Here is a 21,206-nt window from a genome sequence, read left to right on the forward strand (position 1 = left end):
TAAAAAAGCAGTAGGTTTAAAACCAAGCTGTATATTTATAGTTAATAACGCATCTGCTAATACTAACGCTACCATGGCTTTTATAGATTACTACAAAGTACTGGAAATTGATAAAAACGCGTCGGAAAAGGACATCAAAAATGCTTACCGGAAACTGGCACGCAAATATCACCCCGATTTAAATCCTAATGATGAAGAGGCTAATAAAAAGTTTCAGCAGCTTAACGAGGCAAACGAGGTACTAAGCGACCCCGAAAAGCGCAAAAAATATGATAAATACGGCGAAAACTGGCAGCACGGCGAAGCTTATGAACAACAGGCCCGCCAACAAGCTAACCAACAAGCTGGCGGATTTGGCGGTTATGCCGGATTTGGCGACGCGCAAGGCTACGGTGAGGACGAGGGTTTTGGCAGCGAAGATTTTTCCGACTTTTTCCAATCGATGTTTGGCGGCGCAGGCTCCGGTACACGCGGCGGCAGAAGCGCGAAATTTCGCGGACAGGATTATAATGCCTCGCTAAATTTGAACCTGCGCGATGTATTGGAAACCCATAAGCAAACGCTTACCGTTAACGGTAAAAATATCCGGATCACCATCCCCGCAGGTATTGAGAACGGACAAACTATTAAAATAGCCGGGCATGGCGCACCCGGCGTAAACGGCGGCCCCGCCGGCGACTTGTTCATTAAGTTTAATATTGCTCCTGATGCCGATTTTAAACGCGACGGCAATGACTTGTATGCTACTTTAAAACTTGACCTTTACACAGCGGTTTTAGGCGGAGAAATAACTGCCGATACATTGACGGGGAAAGTTAAGCTAAAAATAAAGCCTGAAACGCAAAACGGCACAAAAGTAAAACTGAAAGGTAAAGGGATGCCGGTTTATAAAAAGGATAACGAATTTGGCGATCTATACTTAACCTTCGATATCCGGATCCCGACTAATCTTACCGAAAAACAAAGGCAACTATTTGAAGAACTGGCAAAATCATCAACTTGAATAAAACATCATGAAAACAGCAGAATTAATAGCCGTAAACGATTTTTGTGTGTATCATAATGTTGAATACACTTTTATTACATCGCTCCATAACGCCGGACTGGTTGAGGTTACCGTAATTAACGAAACTACCTTTATCCCGCAAACTGAACTGCAAAAACTGGAAAAACTGGTTAACTTACATCAGCTGGATATTAATATTGCAGGTATCGAGGCCATATCCCATCTGCTTGCCCGCGTAGAAAAAATGCAGGAAGAGTTACGTTATTTGAATAACAGGTTAAGCTTGTATGAATAAACGCAAATAAGCATCAAACTACCCGCAAAATGCCGATTTAAATAAGTAAATTAGGACTGAATAAAAACGCTTTAACGTAACTGAATGACTTTATAAATACCTGCTTTATTTTTTATTAATAAATTATTTATTCGGTTGGCTTTTATTTTTCTGATTTACAAAACTTTGCAGGCTATCACTACGCAAAGTCCCGTCCGGTTTAGCGGCGCAAAACACACTATTAAGTTTATTTTTTTTTACATTTTATGTTGTTCGTTAAATGTATCCGCGCAGCAAAACAACCCTGATCAACAAACCCAGGTAAGCGGTCGCATCACCGAGGCTGCATCCGGCGCACCCCTCCCGTTTATCCACGTTAGTTTTACGGGCAGTTCGTACAGCACCACATCAGATGCTCAGGGCAATTACAAGCTAAGCGCCCCCGGCCTGTTTAGCGAAGTTTCATTTTCACTTATGGGGTACCTATCCGAACGCCGTAAAATTAACCCGGGGCAGGCAAATACCCTATCTGTTAAATTAAGGTACACCCAAACACAGCTGAAAGAGGTTAAAATTACTTCATCAAAAAATAAACGCTACCGCAACAAGGGAAATCCCGCAGTTGAGCTTATACAGCAAATTATTGATCATAAAGAGCAAAACAGGATGCAAAGCTCAAATTATTTGCAGTATGATCTTTACGAGCGCATCGGCCTTTCCTTTTTTAACCTGTCGGAGAAATTTATGAACGGACACTTTTTCAGCAAGTATAAATTTATGCTGGATAGTACGTCGAAAATAAACGGGCAAACAAAAATTTCACTGCCCGCATTTTTCAGTGAAAAACTTTCCGAAAATTACTACCGCAAAAACCCGTCAAAATCTATCCAAATCCTGAAAGCACAAAAACAAACCAATATCCTTAAGTTTATCGATACTACAGGGCTTGATATCTACCTCAACCGGCTTTATGGGAACAACGTGGATATTTACTCGAATAACATCTTTATCATTAACAGGCAGTTCCTTAGCCCCATTGCCGATCATTCACCCGCCTTTTATAAGTTCTTTATAACAGATACCGTTAAAAATGCCGCTGAAAAGTTAATTGAAATCAGTTTTACGCCACGTAACAAAGGCGATATTCTATTTGAAGGAAAACTATATGTTACGATGGATGGCAGTTACGCCGTAAAATCATGCGAACTGAATGTAAACAAGGAGATTAATATCAACTTTATGCGCAGCCTCAAAATCCGGCAGGATTTTAAGCGCGATTCAGGCCGGTATTTTTTGGTTAAGAGCGATGTACAGGCAGATTTTGGTTTATTTAAGGATAAGGGAATGGGAATATTCGGCGACCGCACAGCAGTATTTTCCAACTATAAACTAAACACGCCCCGGCTTCCTGAGTTTTATGAGGGAAAAGATCAGCAGATCGTTGATAACCCAAATCAGAACGATACAAGTTACTGGGCACATCACCGTCCGGATACATTAAGCGGACGGCAGGCCACAGTATATGCCCATATCACCAAACTTGAAAAGATGGCTGCCTTCAAGCGCGATACCTGGATTGCTTCCACCCTTACCGGTGGCTATGCGGCGGTAGGTCCGTTACAACTGGGGCCGCTTGGCTCAACATATGCATTCGACTCGCAGGAAGGATCAAGGCTACAACTCGGCGGACGAACAACCCCTGCGCTCAGCAAAACCATTTATTTTGAAGACCATGTGGCCTACGGTTTTCGGGATAAGCAAGTAAAGTATAACCTTAATACCTATTTTTCCTTAAACCAGGTATCGCCTTTCCGGTACCCGCGCAACTATTTTAAGTTGAGTTACCGTTACGATGCCGATTTACCCGGCCATAGCCTCACCGTAATTCCTGAACAGGCCGCTCTTACTTCGTTTACCACAGGTAAAACAGATTTCTGGTTATATAATAAAACCTATACCGCTGCCTATGTACGTGATTTTGAAAATCACTTTTCGTTCAATATAGCTTTCCGAAACTGGAACCAGCAGGCGGCCGGTGCCCTTCAATTCCGGTCAAACAACGGCGATAATAAGCTGATAAAAAATTTAACCACCACCGAACTTGAGCTTAATATGCGGTACGCGCCTCATGAACAAATCATACAGGGTACCGAAGAACGCCATACCATACGCAGCCCCTTCCCTATTTTTAACCTGCAAATTACCCATGGTTTTAAAGGTGTGTTTAACAGCACATATACCTATAACAATATCGACGCTAATATTTATAAGCGGTTTTACTTTTCGCAATTAGGTTACGCCGATATCACGCTGCTTGGTAATATCACTACCGGCAAGGTTCCGTTTCCGTTGCTGAATATTTTACGGGCCAATCAATCGATAGCGTACGATGCTAATGCCTACAATAAAATGAATTATCTCGAATTTGTAAGCGATCACTACATAGGGATTAATTATACACAGGCATTTAACGGTTTTTTTCTGAATAAGATCCCGCTGATCCGTAAATTAAAGTGGCGTGAGTTTTTTTCGTTCAAAGTGTTATATGGGGGAATCCGCGATGAAAACAACCCGGCTGTTTCAAAAAACCTGTATTTGTTTCCGGAAGCAGCAAACGGTTCCAACGGCACTTTCGCGCTTGGCAGTACACCCTACGTTGAAGGCGGGGTTGGGATAGGAAATATTTTTAAGTTTTTGAGGATAGATGTTATCAAAAGGTTTAATTACCTCGATCATCCTGCTGTATCGCCTTATGGAATAAAACTTGGCTTCCGGCCGCATTTATAAAGAAAGTTATGACAGACGGACCATAGACTATGAGCAGAATTAAATAGGCAAACCTAATCCATCAACCACTTATTAGTCATACAGCCATAACATTTATAACGTTTTAACGGCAACCAAAATAAAAAGTACCGCATAAACCAGGTGCGGCGGATGCGTTCAAGATTTGCTCTTTCCGTTCGTCCGCATGGACAAAGGCGTTTTTCAAAAGTTGATCTTAAAACAGGTTCGCTGTTCATTCCGGAGGGTTTAAGATGTATTTGGCCTCCCCCATCTAAGATTATAACTGATTAGCTAAATATAGCGAAAAGTTGTGTGTACTAAACAAGAGAATTGACTTTTATTTGGTTATTTCTGTACGGATACCGATGAAGTTGGTATCCTCCGGCCGGGCTAAGTTTATAAGATGTGATCAATTCCGTTAATATTTGGCATTGATTACATTTTTTTAAAAAAAATGTAATCGCTAAGAATTTGAACTACAGAAGCTTTGTAAATAAAGCTCAACTAACATTTGTTTAAATTATTTTTTTGATTTGTGAATATCACATGGATTTGTACTTTTGCGCCCGGAGAGTTGGCAGAGTGGTCGATTGCGGCAGTCTTGAAAACTGTTGAACTGTGAAAGGTTCCTGGGGTTCGAATCCCTAACTCTCCGCCAAGTATTATTCAATTAGGATCAAAAGCGCTGTAAATAAATGATTTACGGCGCTTTTTGTTTTTAGCCCACACCAAAATAAACTAATAAATCGCTTTGTTCCGGTGTCCTTTAGGTGACCTTTTAAGAGGTGAAACCGGTGGTCACCAGAATGCTTATAAGTTACTGTTATTAAGCATGTTCGACATTTGAACATCTTGATAACAGGAAGATATTTACTACCACAAGCGATCGAACTCATGGCAAAATATGAAGATCACCCACAATGCGCCAATGATGGTCTATTGCTTCCTGTATTGAGCAGTCAGAAAATGAATAGATCGCTTTGCGGTTGATCATTAATTTCTTAACAAACACATACAACATGACTATGATAAGTCCTGTACCTCCAAATCGACCTTAACACTTTATGGATATCAAAATATATTAACTGCAATTTTATTTTGGAAATTATTTGAACCTGTTTAAATACCGATACCCCCATATTTGCAAATAATGTGTGGCTGCATCATTTCATAGCCGCCGCCCGTTTTACTTTTAAAATTGAGTTGTCGAAATGAAAAAAAAGATCTTGTGGGGCTTGTTTGCCGTATTGTCTACACTTATCGGGTTATATCCGGTTAAATATCTCATAACCCGGGGAAAGACGGGGATTTTAAAGACGAAACCCGATTGGCTCCTGGATAGCGAGATCTGGAAATCTTTATTTTATACACATATCATTTTGGGTGGCCTGGCGCTGCTAATAGGATGGGTGCAGTTTAGTACAATGCTCAGACGCAATAACCCCAGCGTTCATCAGCTTATTGGCAAAGTATATGTTTTATCCGTTTTATTAAGTGCTGTTTCCGGCTTTTATATAGCGCTGTTTGCGGATGGAGGGCTGTGGACTTCGCTTGGCTTCAGTTGCCTGGCCGCAATTTGGTTTTATACTACTTTAACAGCTTATTTAGCTGCCAGAAATAAGCAGTTTCTAAAGCACAGGAACAGGATGATTTATAGTTATGCCGCGTGTTTTGCAGCCGTAACGCTACGGATATGGCTACCTTTGTTAATTATCGTTACCGGCAACTTCAGCACATCGTACAAAATCGTTGCCTGGCTATCATGGATTCCCAATCTGTTGCTTGCCTATCTGATCATCAAAAGAAAGCAACCCGCGGGTACCTTCGATTATCATTAAACCCGCAGCGGCTGTTATTTAAAATGGCCTCCGGAAATCCGGAAGCCATTGTGTTTTTCAGATTTCCAGCGATCTCAGCTTTTCTTCAGACAGCAGCAAATCATTAAGCATCCGTTCCAGGTATTCGTGGGTCTGGTTGCTGATTTGAGGGATGAGCTGTTTGTAATATGAAATGCCCTGCTGCAACTGGTCTTTAAACTTTGCAAGGTACTTACCTTTCTTTTCGTTGAAGCTTGCCACATAACCCGAAATATCTTTTTTCAGGTAATCGATATACAGGTTAAGCTCGTTGATAAACATATTAGGGCGGGCAGTTCCTTCAAGCAGATTTTTACGCCCGTAAATATGCCCAACCATTTCATCGAGCGTATAGGTTTTTGAAAAGAAAGCGATATTAGGTCCCGGACAAATAGTAACGGCCTTGTTTTCGCGAGGTTTTAATATGCCGTTTTTAATGAAGGTTGATGTGCACAAGCCCTCGCAAAGGCAAATCTTTTCGGTAACGACATCTATCTGCCTTTGAATCTCATCGGCAGGTAATGCGCTACTTTGCAGCTGCTTAATTTTTAAATTCTGGTATTGGCGCGACGCGGTGCAAATTGGTTCTTCGGTAAATTCGGTGTTGGATACGAGGTATTTCTTATTGCAGGGGCTGCCTGGTCGGCCTTCGGCTATCCGGCTAAGCCTCAGCTCTTCGGCCGAGCTTTTACTGAAGTTATTGAATAAAACCCCCAGCGGCGATGACGAGCTTACATAAAAATCGCAAGCCTCCGCTCCGGCCAGTTTTTGCAGTGTATCCTCGTCTACATTAGTGGCCTCGGGCACTAACAAAAACGGGCTTCCCCAGCCGGTGGCATCCATCTGGTAATGTTCGCGCAAAAAAACGTCTTCCTGCACGGTGCCTATCCCACCCTGAACACTAATTTTTTGTTGCGGGCATGCCTGTTTAAATCCTCTTTCGGCAACGGCCGGGTGATAAAGGGCCAGCAGTTCGGCCATCATATCCTCCCGTCGCTGTTTAAACTCTTCCAGTATCGGCCCCAGCAACAAACCATCGGTAGCAAAGGCATGGCCGCCACAGTTCAGCCCCGATTCGATCCTGAACTCTGATACCCACAAGCCTTTTTTGGCTAAAAACTTAGCCTGGATCAGCGCCGATCTGAAATCGCTCACTTTTAATATGATCCGCTTGCGCAACACTCCCGCTTCATCGGGGTAAAAGCCCTTAAAATTTTCAATATAGCTATACAAGCGCGGGTTCATCCCGGCCGAAAGCACTACCGACGATTCAAGATCGCTTTCGGCAAAACCTTTTAAAGCGGCGAGCGCGTCGGTGTGGGTATCGCCTGTATAGTTCCCTTCGGCATCAAAATTCATCTTATCAACCTTAGCCATAATATTAACATCAATGGCTCCTTTACTCATCCCGGCCCTCAACAGGTTTTGAAAAATTTGTTTGCTTTCTCCTTCGGTATAGTCGCTCATCAGTTCATATCCCTGCCTTAAGGCAGTTGCTTCGGGCAGCAGGTTAAAGTATCTGTCAAGATCGGTATCCTGGTTGAAGGGCATCTGTTTAAGCTGTTCAAACTGCTTATTAACAAGCTGATTTAAAAGATTAAGATAAGCTGTGATCCGTTTTGAACGGCTTTCGGGCTCACCCTTGAAAATCGGGACAAACGGAACATCATTTTTAGCCGAATGATATTGCCGCATGCGCTCAATAAGTTCGTCATCAACAATTGAAACAACGGATGAGATGCCGTACCGCGCCACCTTAAGCGGCGTATCAACAGAATATCCCAAGCCTAAAACAGGTATATGAAAGCTGTGCATATAATAATTTGTATGTATATATAAAAAAGCTGTTCATCACAGCTCTTTTTACTTATTTACTTAATAATGTAAAGATGGGCCTAACCAGCCGCCTGTAAGGTGATGCCCGTCAGCTAAAAAAGTGATGGTCATCATATTTTCACCTTTAAGAGTTACTGAAAAGCAATTAGGTTAGCGCCCGTGTGTATATACCTCCGTAGTGTACAGGTACTTTTTGCCGCTGCTTTCCCAGTTAAAAACAAGCTGCCACCTACCCTGCTTTAACTGGTTCAGCGGAATAGCTACATTACCTGTCTGGTTACTTTGCAGGTTGATATGCCTATCCAACTTATCATTATCCGGGCGCTTTAAATCAACAGTACCTTTCGCCGGCTTAGCAAATTTCACCAACAAGGTATTAGCTTCTATATTGATCATTGGCTGGGCGTTGTCCATTAGCACTTGTTTCTCTTTATCGTAATCGGTATTAAAGGCAAGCCCTTTTTCGTAATAATGCGAGTCCACATCGTCGGGCTGTCTGAACATGGCTACCCCCATGGCTATTATGTAACACATAAACGCCATCATTCCTATTACTATTCCTTTTCCCCAGTGCATATACTAATTATTAATTGCTGTTATAAAATTTGCATTCACCTTTTGAAGTGTCTTAACCAGTATCTTTTAACAGATGAATCATCCCCCATTCGTAGTTATGGTTACCGTTAAAACAACCTGCTGTATGGTAAAACTTTTACCTGCTGTTCAACAACCATCGCCATACAGAACGGAAAAATGGCGGCGCGAAGAGTATTTAAACCCGCGCCGCCATTGATAAACCATCCCTGACGTACCGGCAACGCATCGCTATAACCGCCGGTAAATCATTCCTGTTATTATGTTATTATGCTTTTGTTTTACCTTTTACGGTGTCATCATCTGTTTCCTTTTCGCCCTGCGGTTCTTTAGGGTTGGCCGGGTTGCTGCCGTGCAGTGATTTGACATAGTTAGCCACATCAGAAATTTGCTTTGGCGACAGCTGTTTTTCCCAGGTTGGCATTCCCTTGGCTTGTACACCATATTTAATGGTTTTAAACACATCGCTTATTTTACCGCCGTGCAGCCAGTAATCATCTGTAAGGTTAGGGCCAACAACGCCTTGGGCGTGATCGCCATGGCAGGGTACGCAGCTTTGTTTAAAAATGGCCTGCCCTGAGGCCAGCACAGCCGGATCAGTAACCAGTTTCACGGTATTTTCGTCAACCCGGTTGGCAGCTTTGCTCAGGTATTCTTTTTTTGCAATGTCGGCCTGGGCCATTTCGGTTTTGTACTCATCATACTGCAGCTGCCCTATACCCAACACGTGATAGATAAGGATGTAACCTACCGCGAAAATGATGGTAATGTAAAACAGGTACATAAACCAGCCCGGAATAGGATTATCCAACTCCTGGATGCCATCATAATCGTGCTCAATGATCAGGTCTTTCTCTTCAGACAATGGTTTTAACGACAGGATCTTGTTCCAAACCTCACCTTTGGCTTTTTTAGGCTTTTTGGCAGGTTTAAGTTCGGCAATAATCTGCTCCTCGGTGTAGCCCTGCGATTTTAGGGTAAGCCTTGTTAAGGCTTTGAGTGCGCGGAGCAGTACCAGCATGGATACTATAAACAATACAAGCATCCCGATAATGGCCCCATAACCAATTTCATTCATCAACTTTGCCGGAATCAGGCCGTCATCTTCGGCTAATGCAGGCTGTACTGTTGCTATCAATACAATTAAAATAAGCAGGCGGTAGTATTTCATAAATTGTAGGGGTTAAAGGTTTCAGCTTGGCTATCTTGCAATGGTAAATCGCGCATATGTTCAACATGTTGCTTTCTGAGCCTGAACAGCAAAACAGCTACTACTAAAAAGAATACAAGGAAAATACCGAGCGAGAATAACAGGTACGCCTGGGCACCCGAAACATTTTCTGTAAATTGCTTAAACATTACTTTAATTATTTGGCGGCGGTTTTACTGGCTTTAATATCAGTACCTAACCGTTGCAGGTAAGCGATAAGGGCTACTATCTCTTTGTTGTTTTTAACCTTTATATGATCATTGTAAAGGTTAGCGGCTATTTCCTTTTCCTGCTTAACAAGATCAGCATTGGCTGTTTTTTCGTAACCTTCAGGATAAGGTACGCCTAAGGTGCGCATTGCCTTTATTTTGGCGGCGGTGGTAGCCGTATCTAAATTTTGTTTTACCAACCAGTCATAATTAGGCATGATACTTCCCGGCGACATCAGGCGAGGATCCATCAGGTGATTATAGTGCCAGGCGTTACCATACTTGCCACCTTCGCGGGCCAGATCAGGACCGGTACGTTTTGACCCCCATAAAAACGGGTGGTCGTAAACAAATTCGCCGGCTTTACTATACTCCCCGTAACGTTCCGTTTCTGACCGGAAAGGCCTTACCGTTTGTGAGTGGCAGTTTGAACAACCTTCCCTGATATAAATATCACGGCCCTGTAATTCAAGCGGTGTATAGGGTTTCACGGCCGCTATGGTAGGGATATTTGACGAAATGGTTAAAGTAGGCATCAACTCAAAAAACGTACCCACCAGTATCACCAGTAAAGCAGCTATCATCATTTGAATTGGTTTGCGCTCAAGCACCCGGTGCCATTTTTCTTCATGGTTAGCTTTGCTTAAAACGGGTAGCGGCATAGCTGCTGCGGGTTCGTTTGCAACAAGTTTACCCTTTAAAGCGGTGCGGCAAAGGTTATATGCCATTACAATAACCCCAAGCAGGTACAAGCCGCCGCCTACCGAACGCATTACGTGCATAGGTAAAATACGCATGGTAGTTTCTAAAAAGGCAGGATACTTCAGGATGCCCTCGGGAGTAAACTCTTTAAGCATCAAACCCTGGGTAAAACCGGCCCAGTACATCGGGATAGCATAAAAAAGGATACCCAGAGTACCAATCCAGAAGTGAAAGGATGCCAGTTTTTTTGAAAACAACTGTGTTTTATAAATACGCGGAATAAGCCAGTAAAGAATGGCGAAGGTTAAAAAACCGTTCCAGCCCAATGCGCCAACGTGTACGTGGGCAACTATCCAATCGGTAAAATGCCCTATAGCGTTTACTTGTTTTAACGATAACATGGGGCCTTCAAAGGTAGCCATACCATAGGCCGTTAAGCCTACCACCATAAACTTCAGGATCACGTCGTCGCGCACTTTATCCCAGGCGCCACGCAGGGTTAGCAAACCGTTGATCATGCCACCCCAGCTTGGGGCAATAAGCATAATTGAAAACGCAACACCTAACGACTGTGCCCAACCCGGCAGCGTGGTGTACAGCAAATGGTGAGGGCCTGCCCATATATAGATAAAAATGAGCGCCCAGAAATGCAGGATACTTAATTTGTAGGAGTAGATAGGCCTGTTAGCCATTTTAGGCAAAAAGTAATACATCATGCCCAGGTAAGGTGTGGTCAAAAAGAATGCCACCGCGTTGTGGCCATACCACCATTGTACCAGGGCATCCTGCACACCGGCATAAACCATATAGCTTTTAAATGCTGATACCGGCAGCTCGAACGAGTTTACGATGTGCAGTACCGCTATAGTTACAAAAGTGGCTATGTAAAACCAGATGGCTACATACAAATGCCGCTCGCGGCGTTTAATGATAGTACCAAACATATTGATACCAAATACCACCCATACAAGTGTAATGGCTATATCAATAGGCCATTCCAGTTCGGCGTATTCGTGCGAGGTGGTCAAACCTAAAGGCAACGTAATAACTGCCGAAAGGATGATCAGCTGCCACCCCCAAAAGTGGATTTTGCTGAGGGCATCGCTAAACATCCTTGCTTTTAAAAGGCGTTGTAAGGAATAGTAAACGCCCATAAAAATAGCGTTACCAACAAAGGCGAAAATTACCGCGTTGGTATGAAGCGGCCTGATGCGGCCAAATGTAGTGTACTGGTTGCCCATGTTCATCCCCGGGCTGTACAATTGGATTGCAACAATGAGACCTACGGTCATCCCAATAATTCCCCAGATTACCGTGGCGATGCCAAAATTCCGGACGATCTTATTGTCATAGTAAAAGTTTTCGGGCTGCATATTAGTTAAGTATTTTGATGGTGTAAAAGTATTGCGCGCTTTTTGCCGGTAGAATGACCATTGTTTTAAGGAATAATGACTTTAGTCATTTTTTATTTTCGTCCGAGGGCTCGTCGTCAAGCAGGATCCTTACCGACGGTGTGTACAGGTCTTCATTCTGCCCGTTACGTTGAGCCCAGAAAAAGGCGCCCAAAAAAACAAGTGCAAGCAGTATGCTGCACCCGATTAAAAAATAAATAATGCTCATCGTAATTTTCTTTTTTTGGCAGCAAGGTGTGCCGCTATGCTGGTAAACGAAATAATGGTTGCCGTACTTAAAGGCATAAGTATAGCCGCTAAAAGCGGCGACAGGTTACCGGTTACGGCGTAACTTAATCCAAAAAGGTTATAACAAAGTGAAATACAAAACGAAATGTAAATGATAGTAATGCTATCCCTGGAGAATTTAAGAAAAACAGGGAGTAACTTAAGCGACCGGCCATCCAAAATAGCATCGCTGCCCGGCGAAAAGTTATTTACATTATCGGTAATGGCGATCCCCAAATCGCTTTGTTTTAACGCGCCCGAATCATTGAGCCCATCGCCTATCATCATTACCTTTTTGCCCGCGAGCTGCAAAGACTTTACAAAATCAAGCTTTTGCTGCGGCGATCTGTTAAAGAGCATATAACCGTCGTCCTTAAAGTAAGGGCGTAGCGCTTCCCGTTCGTGGTCCTGGTCGCCCGATAGCAGATAAAGTTTGTAATCAGTACCCAATTTTGTGATAGCTTCAAGTCCGTCGCGATATTTATTTGTAAAGCCGAAATACCCGGCATACGTTTCGTCAATCATCACGTGAACTTCTGTCGCTGCAGCGATGTTGGCCCCCCCTGTTAAAAACGATTGGCTCCCAACCTTAACAAGATGACCATCCACCGTGGCGCAGATCCCTTTACCGGCCAGTTCCAGGTAATCGGTAACCGGAAGCTGTTTTGAACTATGCAGGTAATTGCAGATCTGAACGCTTAGCGGATGGGCCGAATTACGACAGATGCTGTACACCAGTTGTTGCTGGTAATTATCTAACAGCGCCTTTTTACTGATCCCGTTTTCGCCACCTACGGTAATTGTACCCGTTTTATCTAAAACAATGGTATCAATAGCGGCCATTTGCTCAACAACCGCGGCATTTTTAAGGTAAAAGAAATTACGGTCAAAAACACCCAGCGCGGCCGACATCGTAAACGGTGTGCTTAGCGCCAGCGCGCAGGGACAGGCCACAATAAGTACCGCTGTAAATGCCGAAAACGCAAGATAAACATCGCCCGGCAGCCAAAACAACAACGAACCAAAGGCAATAACGAGTAAAACAATGGTAAAATACCTGCTTACTTTTTGGTTAAAAGTTTGCATTCGGTTATCCTGGACCCGGGTAAAGGCCTCGTTGTTCCATAACCTGGTTAAATAGCTTTGCGATACCGGTTTGATCACCTCAAGTTCAATGGCCTCGCCGGTTTGCCTGCCGCCCGCGTAAACCACCTCGCCCCATACCTTTTTTACCGGAACCGATTCGCCGGTAACAAAGCTAAAATCTATACGGGCATCGCCCTTTAACAATATCGCGTCGGCCGGAATAATTTCGTTGTTGCGGATCCGGATACGTTGGCCTACATTTAATTCTGATAAGGGCAGCGGCTTTTCAACGCCGTTTTCAATAGCCTGTACAGCGACCGGAAAAAACGAACGGTAGTCGCGCTCGAAAGAGATATGATAATAGGTTTTTTGCTGAACAAACTTACCTACCAACAAGAAGAACACCAACCCGCAAAGCGTATCGGCAAAGCCTGCACCGCTGTGAGTAAACACCTCGGCAAGCGTACGTAAAAACAACACAGCGATACCCAGGGCCAACGGAAAATCGATATTCAGCACCCTGTTACGCAGATTTTTATATGCCGACATAAAATATTCACGACCGCTGTAAAACACTACCGGTAACGAGAACATCACATTAACCCAGCCAAAAAAATGCCTGAAGGTTTGCTCATAGGCCGATAAACCCAGGTACTCCGGAAAGCTAAGCAGCATTACATTGCCGAAACAAAACCCGGCTACGGCTATCTTTTTTACCAGGTTATCGCCTTTGCCGGTTTGCTGCTTTTTAATTACATCCTGCAGGTTGATGAGCGGTTCGTAACCTATATCAGTCAAAAGCTCAACAACCTGCCTTAAGCCTATTTCCCTGTTATTAAAACGGATGTTTACCTGTTTTTTCAGAAAATCTATACGGCTGTAATAAATAGCCGGGTTAAACCTGTTTAACTTTTCAAGCAGCCAAATACAAGAGCTGCAATGGATATACGGGATGTACAGGGTTACGATGGTGATGGTATCATCTGTAAAATCAACCAGATCGTTTATTATAGAAGGATCGTCAAGATATTCAAACCTCTTTTCTGTACTTTTAAGTGTAGCTCCGGGGTGCGCGTTATAACTGTAATAGTTACATAAGCCACTGTTAGCCAGCACCTGGTAAACGCCCTTGCAGCCCACGCAGCAAAAATCTTTATTATCCAATACATAATGATCCTTTTCGCAATCGTTGCCGCAATGGTAACAGGTAGTTGGTGCAGAAATATTTACAGCCATTATTGATCTATTTATGAAACCAAAAATGACTTTAATCCGCCATCCGGAAAATGACGGTTATTTGCATAAAAAAATGACGAATATCATTTTTTTATGCAAATGGCTGTAAAGGCATATCTCACCGCTTTATAATCACATTAACCGGCGAATAAACATTTTAAAATGTCAGCGAACAGTTACTGTCCCAGACTCAGTTGAACGACTGCCTGAAGGCTAACGGGGATAAGCTGGTTTTCGTTTTAAACAGTTTACTGAAGGATTGCAAATGTTCAAAGCCAAGTTCATAAGCTATCTCGCTCACGCTTAGGTTGGTGGTGGAAAGTTTTTCCTTGGCCAGTTCAATTAGCTGATGATGCAGGTGCTGCTGCATATTTTGACCGGTCAGCGTTTTAAGCAGGCTGCTCAGGTAACCCGGGGAAATGTTCAATATTTCGGCGATCTGCGTTACGCTGGGCAAGCCCTGCTTTGCCAACGCGCCGCTGCTGAAATAACCGCTCAGGTAATTCTCCAGGCGCGTAAGCAGTTCATGACCGGATTTCTTACGGGTGATAAATTGCCGCTGGTAAAACCGTTCCGAATAGGTGAGTAACAACTCCAACTGCGCGATGATCACGCTTTGGCTAAAACGATCGATTACCGTGTTATATTCCTGTTCAATCTGAGTCACGATAGCGGTCAGCATCACTTCCTCCTTTTCTGAAAGATACAGCGCTTCATTCACGGAGTAACTAAAAAACTCATACTGCTTGATATTTTTGGCAAGCGGCGTACCCCAAAGAAAATCAGGGTGAACCAGAATCATCCAGCCCTCCGGCTTTTTCAAGTCGGCCGTATGCTCCATGCTTTCCACGCCAAATAACTGACCGGGTGAAATAAAGAATAGCACCCCGTCATCATAATCGCTGCTCTGCCGGCCATATCTAAATTTGAATTGGTGCATTTTCTTCATCGAGATCCAGTAAAAGTCGCTAACAAGGCTATACGGAACCTCGGCAATGAGCAGCCTAATATTTTCCATATGGACCACGCTGATCAGCGGATGCGCAGGTTTTGGCAAACCAGCGGCCTTATGATAGTCGCTGATGGTACTGAAACGGAAAAGCTTTAAACTGCTCATAGCACAAGGTACTTGTTTTTAGTGAGATTGAGTGTAAACGCCGTTTTCAATATCCGTTAACAACAAAGGATGCGAAGGGTGCCAGTTCAGATGTTCCTGTGTCCACTCGCTGGATACCGGACAATCGATCGCCGCCATCTGGGCAAACCAGCCGAAATGCCCGGCTGCTTCTTCAGCGCTGATGGATTTGACCGGCAGGTTCAGTTGTTTACCAATGGCCTCCGCAATGCTTTTAACAAAGATGCTTTCCTCGGTATTGGCATGGAAACATGCACCGGGGGTAGCTTGCTCTAAAGCCAGACGATACAACAACGCTGCATCTAACCGGTGCCCCGCGTTCCAGCGGTTCCGGCCATCGCCGATGTAGGCAGAAAATCCTTTTTCGCGCGCCAGGTTCACCAAAATAGGAATAAAGCCGTGTTTATCATCTTGGCCATGTACCGATGGCGGCAAACGCACAATAGCAGCACGAACACCCGCGGCTACAGCCGCCGCTGCCGCGCGCTCCGAAGCACGGGGCCAGGCGGGATTAAATGGCGACGGCATGTCCTCTGTAGCTACTTTCCCCGGGGTCACCAGTGCTGTGCCCGAGGTCACGATCAGCGGACGATCAGAACCGGCCAGTACACCGGCTATCGTTTCTATGGCCAGCTCATCTACCGCGCAAACTTCGGCAAAGCGGGTAAAATCGTGAATAAAGCCGCAGTGGATCACCCCGTCACTTTGTGCCGTACCTCTACGCAGGCTATCCAGGTCTTCCAGGTCGCCATAATGAACCTCGGCGCCCGCCGCTTTTAATTTGGCAGCCGATGCTTCCGAACGTGCCAGGCCAGATACCTGGTGCCCGGCTTTTAATAATTCCTGCACAACAGCAGCACCTACGAAGCCCGAGGCTCCGGTAACAAATACTTTCATAATAGTTTCTTTATGTTGATACAAAGAACCGCGGTTGAGGGCAGAAACACTTATCCGAATCCGTGTTTGGTTTAGCCGAAATCATCTTTTTTCTAATTGCGATGCCGAAACCTATTCCGATATCACTACCTATAACAACGGCAACTTTGTTTTTAACTTCATTCTTCGTCTTATCTAACAAACCAACATTTTCGCATTCCTTATTAAAAATAGATATTTATCTATAAGTCAGATTTTTAAATACCAATAAAAAGAGTTTTAGCGGCTAATATATATCCTTTAAAACTGCGCCTTGACAAGATAACAAGCAGTTTCTGTTCTGTTAAGATTAAAAAATGGCGGGCCCGAAACAGGATCCTTTACTTTAGTTAAAGGATTATCATCTCAAACCCGCCACCTGGCTGCGTTCTTTAATTTATTAACGTTGGTTAACCCACAACGGGCAATGAGCCGCCATCAATAGCATAAACGGAGCCTGTAAGATAAGCCGCAGATGGCGATACCAAAAAGTGAACAAGGTGTGCAACCTCTTCCGGTTCTGCCATCCGCCCCATCGGGATTCCGCCGGTTTGTATCATCAACTGTTTCATTCCTTCCTCCGGCGTGATGCCTGCTGCAGCACAGTAATCATCCAGAAATTTCATCATAGGCTCTGTCCTGGTGGCGCCGGGAGAAACAGTTAGTACACGCACACCTTTATCAGCCAGTTCTGTAGCCAGGGCTTTGCTGTAGCTGTTCAACGCGGCTTTTGATACTGCATAAGCAAGGTTCAAATTCCATAGTGCCTGTTTTCCCGAAACAGACGACATATGGATGACCACCCCACTCTTTTGCCCGATCATCTGCGGCAGTAAAATCCTGTCGAGCCGGATAGCCGAAATGAGGTTTAAATCTAATTCCTGCTGCCAGTGGGCATCGGTCAGCGTGCTATGCCCACCACCCGGCGTAGTTAGGCCACCCGCGTTATTGATCAGGATATCGATACCGCCGAAGGTATCGGTGATCTGTTTGGCAAGTTCCGCTACCTGCCCGGCATTGGTCAGATCCGCCGCAATAAAATGATGCGGCGTCTCCCAGGGTTTCGTTCTGGCGGTTACAATTACCTGTGCACCCGCTGCTGCTAACTCATCAGCAATTGCTTTACCTATGCCCTTGGTACCACCCGTTACCAATGCCCTTTTTCCTTTAAGATCCTGTGTCTCCATGTTCGTACAAATATTATTCTGAAACAAATGTTTCAGAATTGGTTAAAAAAATTATTTGGTTAATTGTTTAATGAAATATTCAGCCATCCGCTTAATCTTAACAGGGTCCTGGTGCAGGATAAACGACTCATACCAACCCGTCCAGGTACTGTTAAAGTAATCGGCCAGTAAAGCAGGGTCCTCGTCATCACGGATCTCCCCCTCTTCCATTGCGTTTTTGATCAGGTCATGTAAGAAGTTGTAAGCACGCTGATCGTCAGCCACCAGGATCTGTTTAACCCGCTCATCATTGGTAGCCACCTCAAACGCAGTTTTTACAGCCATACAACTGCTTTCGCCATTGATGATCACGTTCACCGCTTCGTGAATGTAATCTACTAATATAGATAAAGGCGACCTTTTACCAGCCAAACGCTTTTCCCAATCCTGCTTCCTGATATCGGTATAGTGTTGCACACAACGAACAAACAATTCCTGCTTGTCGCCGATGGTATTATATAAGCTGCTGCTGTTGATCTGCATGGCATCGGTCAGGTCGCGGAGGGAGGTAGCGTTATAGCCTTTCTTCCAGAAAACTTCCATTGCTTTTTGTATCGCAAGCGATTCATCGAATTCTACATTTCTGGCCATAACGGTACAAAGGTAGGCAAATTTGAAACAAATGTTTCAGATTTATGTCAGATTTACTACTTGAAGAAAAAAGGTAACCATTATTTTAAGGCTTATCAATTTAAGGGTGCTTTCGGACATTTTTCCGAATTACTAATCTCACATCGTAAAAATCATTAATTTATCGTTTTTACCAGGAGCAATACAAAGAAAAAGAAACGCAGTTTCATGTACAGCCAACTTTTGGAAATATCAAACAAAACACGGGTTTAAAAGCTCATGTTTTATGATGAAGAAAAGTCGAAATTGAGTGGGTAAAGCGGCCAATGTTTTAAAACTTTGGCCGCTTTTAAAAATCTATAACGGTATGAAGTCTGATGCCTTAACCTTTTACCCCAAAATCACTCACTCCTCAAACTCTTTACCGGATTGGCCAGCGCAGCTTTGATAGACTGGATGCTTACCGTTACCAATGCCACAAGCAGGGCCGCTATGGCAGCCGCGGCAAAAATCCACCACGAAATATGGATGCGGTAGGCAAAATCCTGCAGCCATTTGTTCATCAGGTACCACGCCACCGGGAAAGCGATGAGGTTAGCAATGAGTACTGTTTTCAGGAAATCGGCAGAGAGCAGCCTGATAATACTTTGTATACTTGCACCAAGCACCTTGCGGATGCCGATCTCTTTTACGCGCTGCTCGGCGGCAAATGCGGCCAGGCCAAGTAAGCCCATGGCCGATATGGCTATAGCTATACCGGCAAAGGCGGTGATCAGTGTTGACGAACGCTGCTCGGCATGGTATAGCTTATTATAGCCATCATCTAAAAAAGTATAGGCAAATGGCTGTTCGGGTACAAACCTGCTCCAAACATCCTGCGCCGCTTTGATGGCTCCTGCCGTGTTTCCGGGTGCTGTTTTAATATAAAAAGCGGCGGCCCAATCTGTATGGTTATAAATTACCATCGGACCAATTTTTTCGTGCAGGCTCCTGAAATTAAAGTCTTTCACCACACCAACCACTACACCTGAATCGCCGTTGAATTTCATACGCTGCCCGATAACCGGCTGATGAATACCGAGTTGCTTTACCGCGGTTTCATTTAAAATAACATTATGCTGATCTACATTACCCTTGCCAAACCAGTGCCCTTCCTTCATTTTTAAACTCAGCATCTTTTGGAAATTTTCATCAGCGGCCAATGTAGCTGCCGAAGGTTGATAATCAGCAGGGCGGCCATCCCAATCCATCGATCCGGACATTTTAGTGCCGTTGTTGTAAAAATTGTCCTCGCCGCTTTGCGCTACCTCGCGTACAGCACTTTGTCCACGCAGTTCGTTAGCGATGCTGTTTAACATCGAAACACGTTTTTTTTCATCAAAACCCAGTGCAGTCCACGGAACCCTGAAGGTAAACACATGCTCCCTATTGTAGCCAAGATCAACTTTTTGCATAAAATGCAACTGGCGGTAAATAACCATGGTACAAATGATCAGCATCACCGAAACACCAAACTGCAGTACTACCAGGCTTTTACGGATCCCGGCGTCTTTAAAATTAAGCGCGTTACGCCCTTTAAAAACAATTAACGGTTTAAATGATGATAATAAAACAGCCGGGTACAAGCCGTTAGACACAAAACTGATGAGCAATGTGCCCAATAAAATAAGCCATGTTGTTCCCGAAGTTAAGGGCTGAGTGAAGTGCTTTTCGGTAACCGTATTAAATGCAGGCAAAAACACCTGGATAGCGACAACAGAAAAAACCAGGGCCAACACGCTCACCACCAACGATTCGGACATGAACTGACCGAACAACTGGAGCCTGCCCGCTCCAACAATTTTACGAACGCTGACTTCTTTTGATCGAACGCTCGCCCTTGCTGTAGTAAGGTTTACGTAGTTGATACAGGCTGTGGCTAAAAGCAAAACAGCCAGCACCATAAACACATTTACCAGCCTGCGGTTGCCATGTTCAAACGATGAACTTTGCAAATCGCTTTCAAAATGCATATCCTTTAGCTTGATAACACTAAGCGTGGTGTTTTCGCTGCCTTTATTATTTTTCCGCACTATAGCGGTAAGCTCTTTGGCTATCAACGCGGTGCTTACGCCGGGTTGTAGTTTAATAAAGGTTAAACCATTGTAATTACCCCAATGGGTTGCCTGTTCTTTTTCATGCGGGTTACTGAGCTTAGCCTCAACAGGCATTAATATATCATACTGAAAGGATGAATTGGCCGGGTTATCCTTAACAACCGCCTGAACCTGGTAATTTACGCTGTCAACCTTTAGCGTTTTGCCAACCGCATCGGCATCACCAAAGTATTTTTTCGCTGTTGATTGCGTAAGAATTAAACTGAACGGGTTTTTGGTAAAACTTTCGGCACTGCCTCCCACAAAATTATAATGAAAAACATTAAACCAGTTGGCATCAACATAAGCGTATTTTTTTTCGGAGATGAGTTTGCCGTTGTTGTGAACAGTAACCATGTAACCGGGCCACAAAAAAGTATATTGCTGTATACCGGGGATTTCCTTTTTGGCAACGCTACCCAATACATAAGGCGATGATTCCCAGATCCATGTTTCGTTCCTGGTTAAATCAAGTTTGGTTTTTACCCGATAAATATTGGCCGCATCCTGATGATAATTATCAAAACTAAGTTCGTTTTGCACCCACAGCATGATGAATACCGCCGCGCTGATACCAACGGTAAGCCCTGCAATATTGATAAACGAAGTGGCGCGGTGCTTAATTAAATTACGAAATGCTACTTTAAAATAATTCTTCAACATATATTTCAGTCATTGGGTCATTATGTCATTGGGTCATTTTCTTTTCTCATCTATCAAAAAATGACTTAATGAGCGAAGCCAATGACT

The 21,206-nt window shown here is 43.9% G+C and carries 16 protein-coding genes and 1 tRNA gene; 5 read left to right on the forward strand and 12 right to left on the reverse strand.

Annotated elements, in window-relative coordinates; genetic code table 11:
- The first annotated feature begins 73 nt into the window (after window positions 1-73).
- The 5 genes from LX99_RS15645 to LX99_RS15670 all read left to right on the forward strand — a co-directional run bounded on the left by LX99_RS15645 (window position 74) and on the right by LX99_RS15670 (window position 5,905).
- Window positions 74-1,003: a DnaJ C-terminal domain-containing protein gene (locus tag LX99_RS15645; protein WP_109608823.1), complete on the forward strand. Its 930-nt coding sequence runs from the start codon at window positions 74-76 to the stop codon at window positions 1,001-1,003.
- A gap of 10 nt (window positions 1,004-1,013) precedes the next feature.
- Complete coding sequence (locus LX99_RS15650) at window positions 1,014-1,301, forward strand: chaperone modulator CbpM (RefSeq protein ID WP_022830544.1); 288 nt, start codon at window positions 1,014-1,016, stop codon at window positions 1,299-1,301.
- A gap of 135 nt (window positions 1,302-1,436) precedes the next feature.
- Window positions 1,437-4,067 (forward strand): DUF5686 family protein, encoded by a 2,631-nt coding sequence (locus LX99_RS15655; protein ID WP_170122723.1) that lies wholly within the window; start codon window positions 1,437-1,439, stop codon window positions 4,065-4,067.
- A 568-nt stretch (window positions 4,068-4,635) separates the two neighbouring features.
- Window positions 4,636-4,725, forward strand: a tRNA-Ser gene (locus LX99_RS15660).
- Window positions 4,726-5,278: 553 nt separating this feature from the next.
- Window positions 5,279-5,905: a DUF2306 domain-containing protein gene (locus LX99_RS15670; protein ID WP_109608725.1), complete on the forward strand. Its 627-nt coding sequence runs from the start codon at window positions 5,279-5,281 to the stop codon at window positions 5,903-5,905.
- Window positions 5,906-5,962: 57 nt separating this feature from the next.
- Here the strand turns inward: LX99_RS15670 and LX99_RS15675 are convergent, their stop codons facing one another.
- The 12 genes from LX99_RS15675 to LX99_RS15730 form a co-directional block, all read right to left on the reverse strand.
- Window positions 5,963-7,738, reverse strand: coding sequence for a hypothetical protein (locus LX99_RS15675; RefSeq protein ID WP_109608726.1), 1,776 nt, complete (start codon window positions 7,736-7,738; stop codon window positions 5,963-5,965).
- Between the two features lie 171 nt (window positions 7,739-7,909).
- Window positions 7,910-8,335: a FixH family protein gene (locus LX99_RS15680; RefSeq protein WP_109608727.1), complete on the reverse strand. Its 426-nt coding sequence runs from the start codon at window positions 8,333-8,335 to the stop codon at window positions 7,910-7,912.
- 286 nt (window positions 8,336-8,621) lie between these two features.
- Window positions 8,622-9,524: a cbb3-type cytochrome c oxidase N-terminal domain-containing protein gene (locus tag LX99_RS26275; RefSeq protein ID WP_022830330.1), complete on the reverse strand. Its 903-nt coding sequence runs from the start codon at window positions 9,522-9,524 to the stop codon at window positions 8,622-8,624.
- Window positions 9,521-9,712 carry a hypothetical protein gene (locus LX99_RS15690; protein ID WP_022830329.1) on the reverse strand — a complete coding sequence of 64 codons (192 nt, stop codon included), beginning with the start codon at window positions 9,710-9,712 and terminating at the stop codon, window positions 9,521-9,523. The genes LX99_RS26275 and LX99_RS15690 overlap by 4 nt, the downstream gene beginning before the upstream one ends.
- A gap of 8 nt (window positions 9,713-9,720) precedes the next feature.
- Window positions 9,721-11,847, reverse strand: a complete 2,127-nt coding sequence (gene ccoN / locus LX99_RS15695) for a cytochrome-c oxidase, cbb3-type subunit I (RefSeq protein WP_109608728.1) — start codon at window positions 11,845-11,847, stop codon at window positions 9,721-9,723.
- Window positions 11,848-11,932: 85 nt separating this feature from the next.
- Window positions 11,933-12,094, reverse strand: a complete 162-nt coding sequence (gene ccoS / locus LX99_RS15700) for a cbb3-type cytochrome oxidase assembly protein CcoS (protein ID WP_109608729.1) — start codon at window positions 12,092-12,094, stop codon at window positions 11,933-11,935.
- A complete protein-coding gene (locus tag LX99_RS15705; RefSeq protein ID WP_109608730.1) occupies window positions 12,091-14,475 on the reverse strand; it encodes a heavy metal translocating P-type ATPase in 2,385 nt (794 codons plus the stop codon). Before LX99_RS15705 ends, ccoS begins: the two co-directional genes overlap by 4 nt.
- A 190-nt stretch (window positions 14,476-14,665) precedes the next feature.
- Window positions 14,666-15,592 carry a helix-turn-helix domain-containing protein gene (locus LX99_RS15710; protein WP_109608731.1) on the reverse strand — a complete coding sequence of 309 codons (927 nt, stop codon included), beginning with the start codon at window positions 15,590-15,592 and terminating at the stop codon, window positions 14,666-14,668.
- Window positions 15,593-15,610: 18 nt separating this feature from the next.
- Entirely contained in the window at window positions 15,611-16,507 is an 897-nt protein-coding gene (locus LX99_RS15715) for an SDR family oxidoreductase (protein ID WP_109608732.1), read from the reverse strand.
- Window positions 16,508-16,935: 428 nt separating this feature from the next.
- Complete coding sequence (locus LX99_RS15720) at window positions 16,936-17,712, reverse strand: SDR family oxidoreductase (RefSeq protein WP_109608733.1); 777 nt, start codon at window positions 17,710-17,712, stop codon at window positions 16,936-16,938.
- Between the two features lie 51 nt (window positions 17,713-17,763).
- Window positions 17,764-18,342 carry a TetR/AcrR family transcriptional regulator gene (locus LX99_RS15725; RefSeq protein ID WP_109608734.1) on the reverse strand — a complete coding sequence of 193 codons (579 nt, stop codon included), beginning with the start codon at window positions 18,340-18,342 and terminating at the stop codon, window positions 17,764-17,766.
- A 380-nt stretch (window positions 18,343-18,722) separates the two neighbouring features.
- On the reverse strand, window positions 18,723-21,119 hold the full coding sequence (locus tag LX99_RS15730) for an ABC transporter permease (protein ID WP_109608735.1): 2,397 nt from the start codon (window positions 21,117-21,119) through the stop codon (window positions 18,723-18,725).
- Window positions 21,120-21,206: the final 87 nt, after the last annotated feature.

Source organism: Mucilaginibacter oryzae (assembly GCF_003148845.1).
Lineage (GTDB): Bacteria > Bacteroidota > Bacteroidia > Sphingobacteriales > Sphingobacteriaceae > Mucilaginibacter > Mucilaginibacter oryzae.

Coding starts and splice junctions, on each gene's coding strand:
- LX99_RS15670 (WP_109608725.1), top strand. CDS start 5,279: ATGAAAAAAAAGATCTTGTGGGGCTTGTTTGCCGTATTGTCTACACTT.
- LX99_RS15645 (WP_109608823.1), top strand. CDS start 74: ATGGCTTTTATAGATTACTACAAAGTACTGGAAATTGATAAAAACGCG.
- LX99_RS15730 (WP_109608735.1), bottom strand. CDS start 21,119: ATGTTGAAGAATTATTTTAAAGTAGCATTTCGTAATTTAATTAAGCAC.
- LX99_RS15725 (WP_109608734.1), bottom strand. CDS start 18,342: ATGGCCAGAAATGTAGAATTCGATGAATCGCTTGCGATACAAAAAGCA.
- LX99_RS15690 (WP_022830329.1), bottom strand. CDS start 9,712: ATGTTTAAGCAATTTACAGAAAATGTTTCGGGTGCCCAGGCGTACCTG.
- LX99_RS15720 (WP_109608733.1), bottom strand. CDS start 17,712: ATGGAGACACAGGATCTTAAAGGAAAAAGGGCATTGGTAACGGGTGGT.
- ccoN (WP_109608728.1), bottom strand. CDS start 11,847: ATGCAGCCCGAAAACTTTTACTATGACAATAAGATCGTCCGGAATTTT.
- LX99_RS15675 (WP_109608726.1), bottom strand. CDS start 7,738: ATGCACAGCTTTCATATACCTGTTTTAGGCTTGGGATATTCTGTTGAT.
- LX99_RS15680 (WP_109608727.1), bottom strand. CDS start 8,335: ATGCACTGGGGAAAAGGAATAGTAATAGGAATGATGGCGTTTATGTGT.
- ccoS (WP_109608729.1), bottom strand. CDS start 12,094: ATGAGCATTATTTATTTTTTAATCGGGTGCAGCATACTGCTTGCACTT.
- LX99_RS15705 (WP_109608730.1), bottom strand. CDS start 14,475: ATGGCTGTAAATATTTCTGCACCAACTACCTGTTACCATTGCGGCAAC.
- LX99_RS15715 (WP_109608732.1), bottom strand. CDS start 16,507: ATGAAAGTATTTGTTACCGGAGCCTCGGGCTTCGTAGGTGCTGCTGTT.
- LX99_RS15710 (WP_109608731.1), bottom strand. CDS start 15,592: ATGAGCAGTTTAAAGCTTTTCCGTTTCAGTACCATCAGCGACTATCAT.
- LX99_RS15650 (WP_022830544.1), top strand. CDS start 1,014: ATGAAAACAGCAGAATTAATAGCCGTAAACGATTTTTGTGTGTATCAT.
- LX99_RS26275 (WP_022830330.1), bottom strand. CDS start 9,524: ATGAAATACTACCGCCTGCTTATTTTAATTGTATTGATAGCAACAGTA.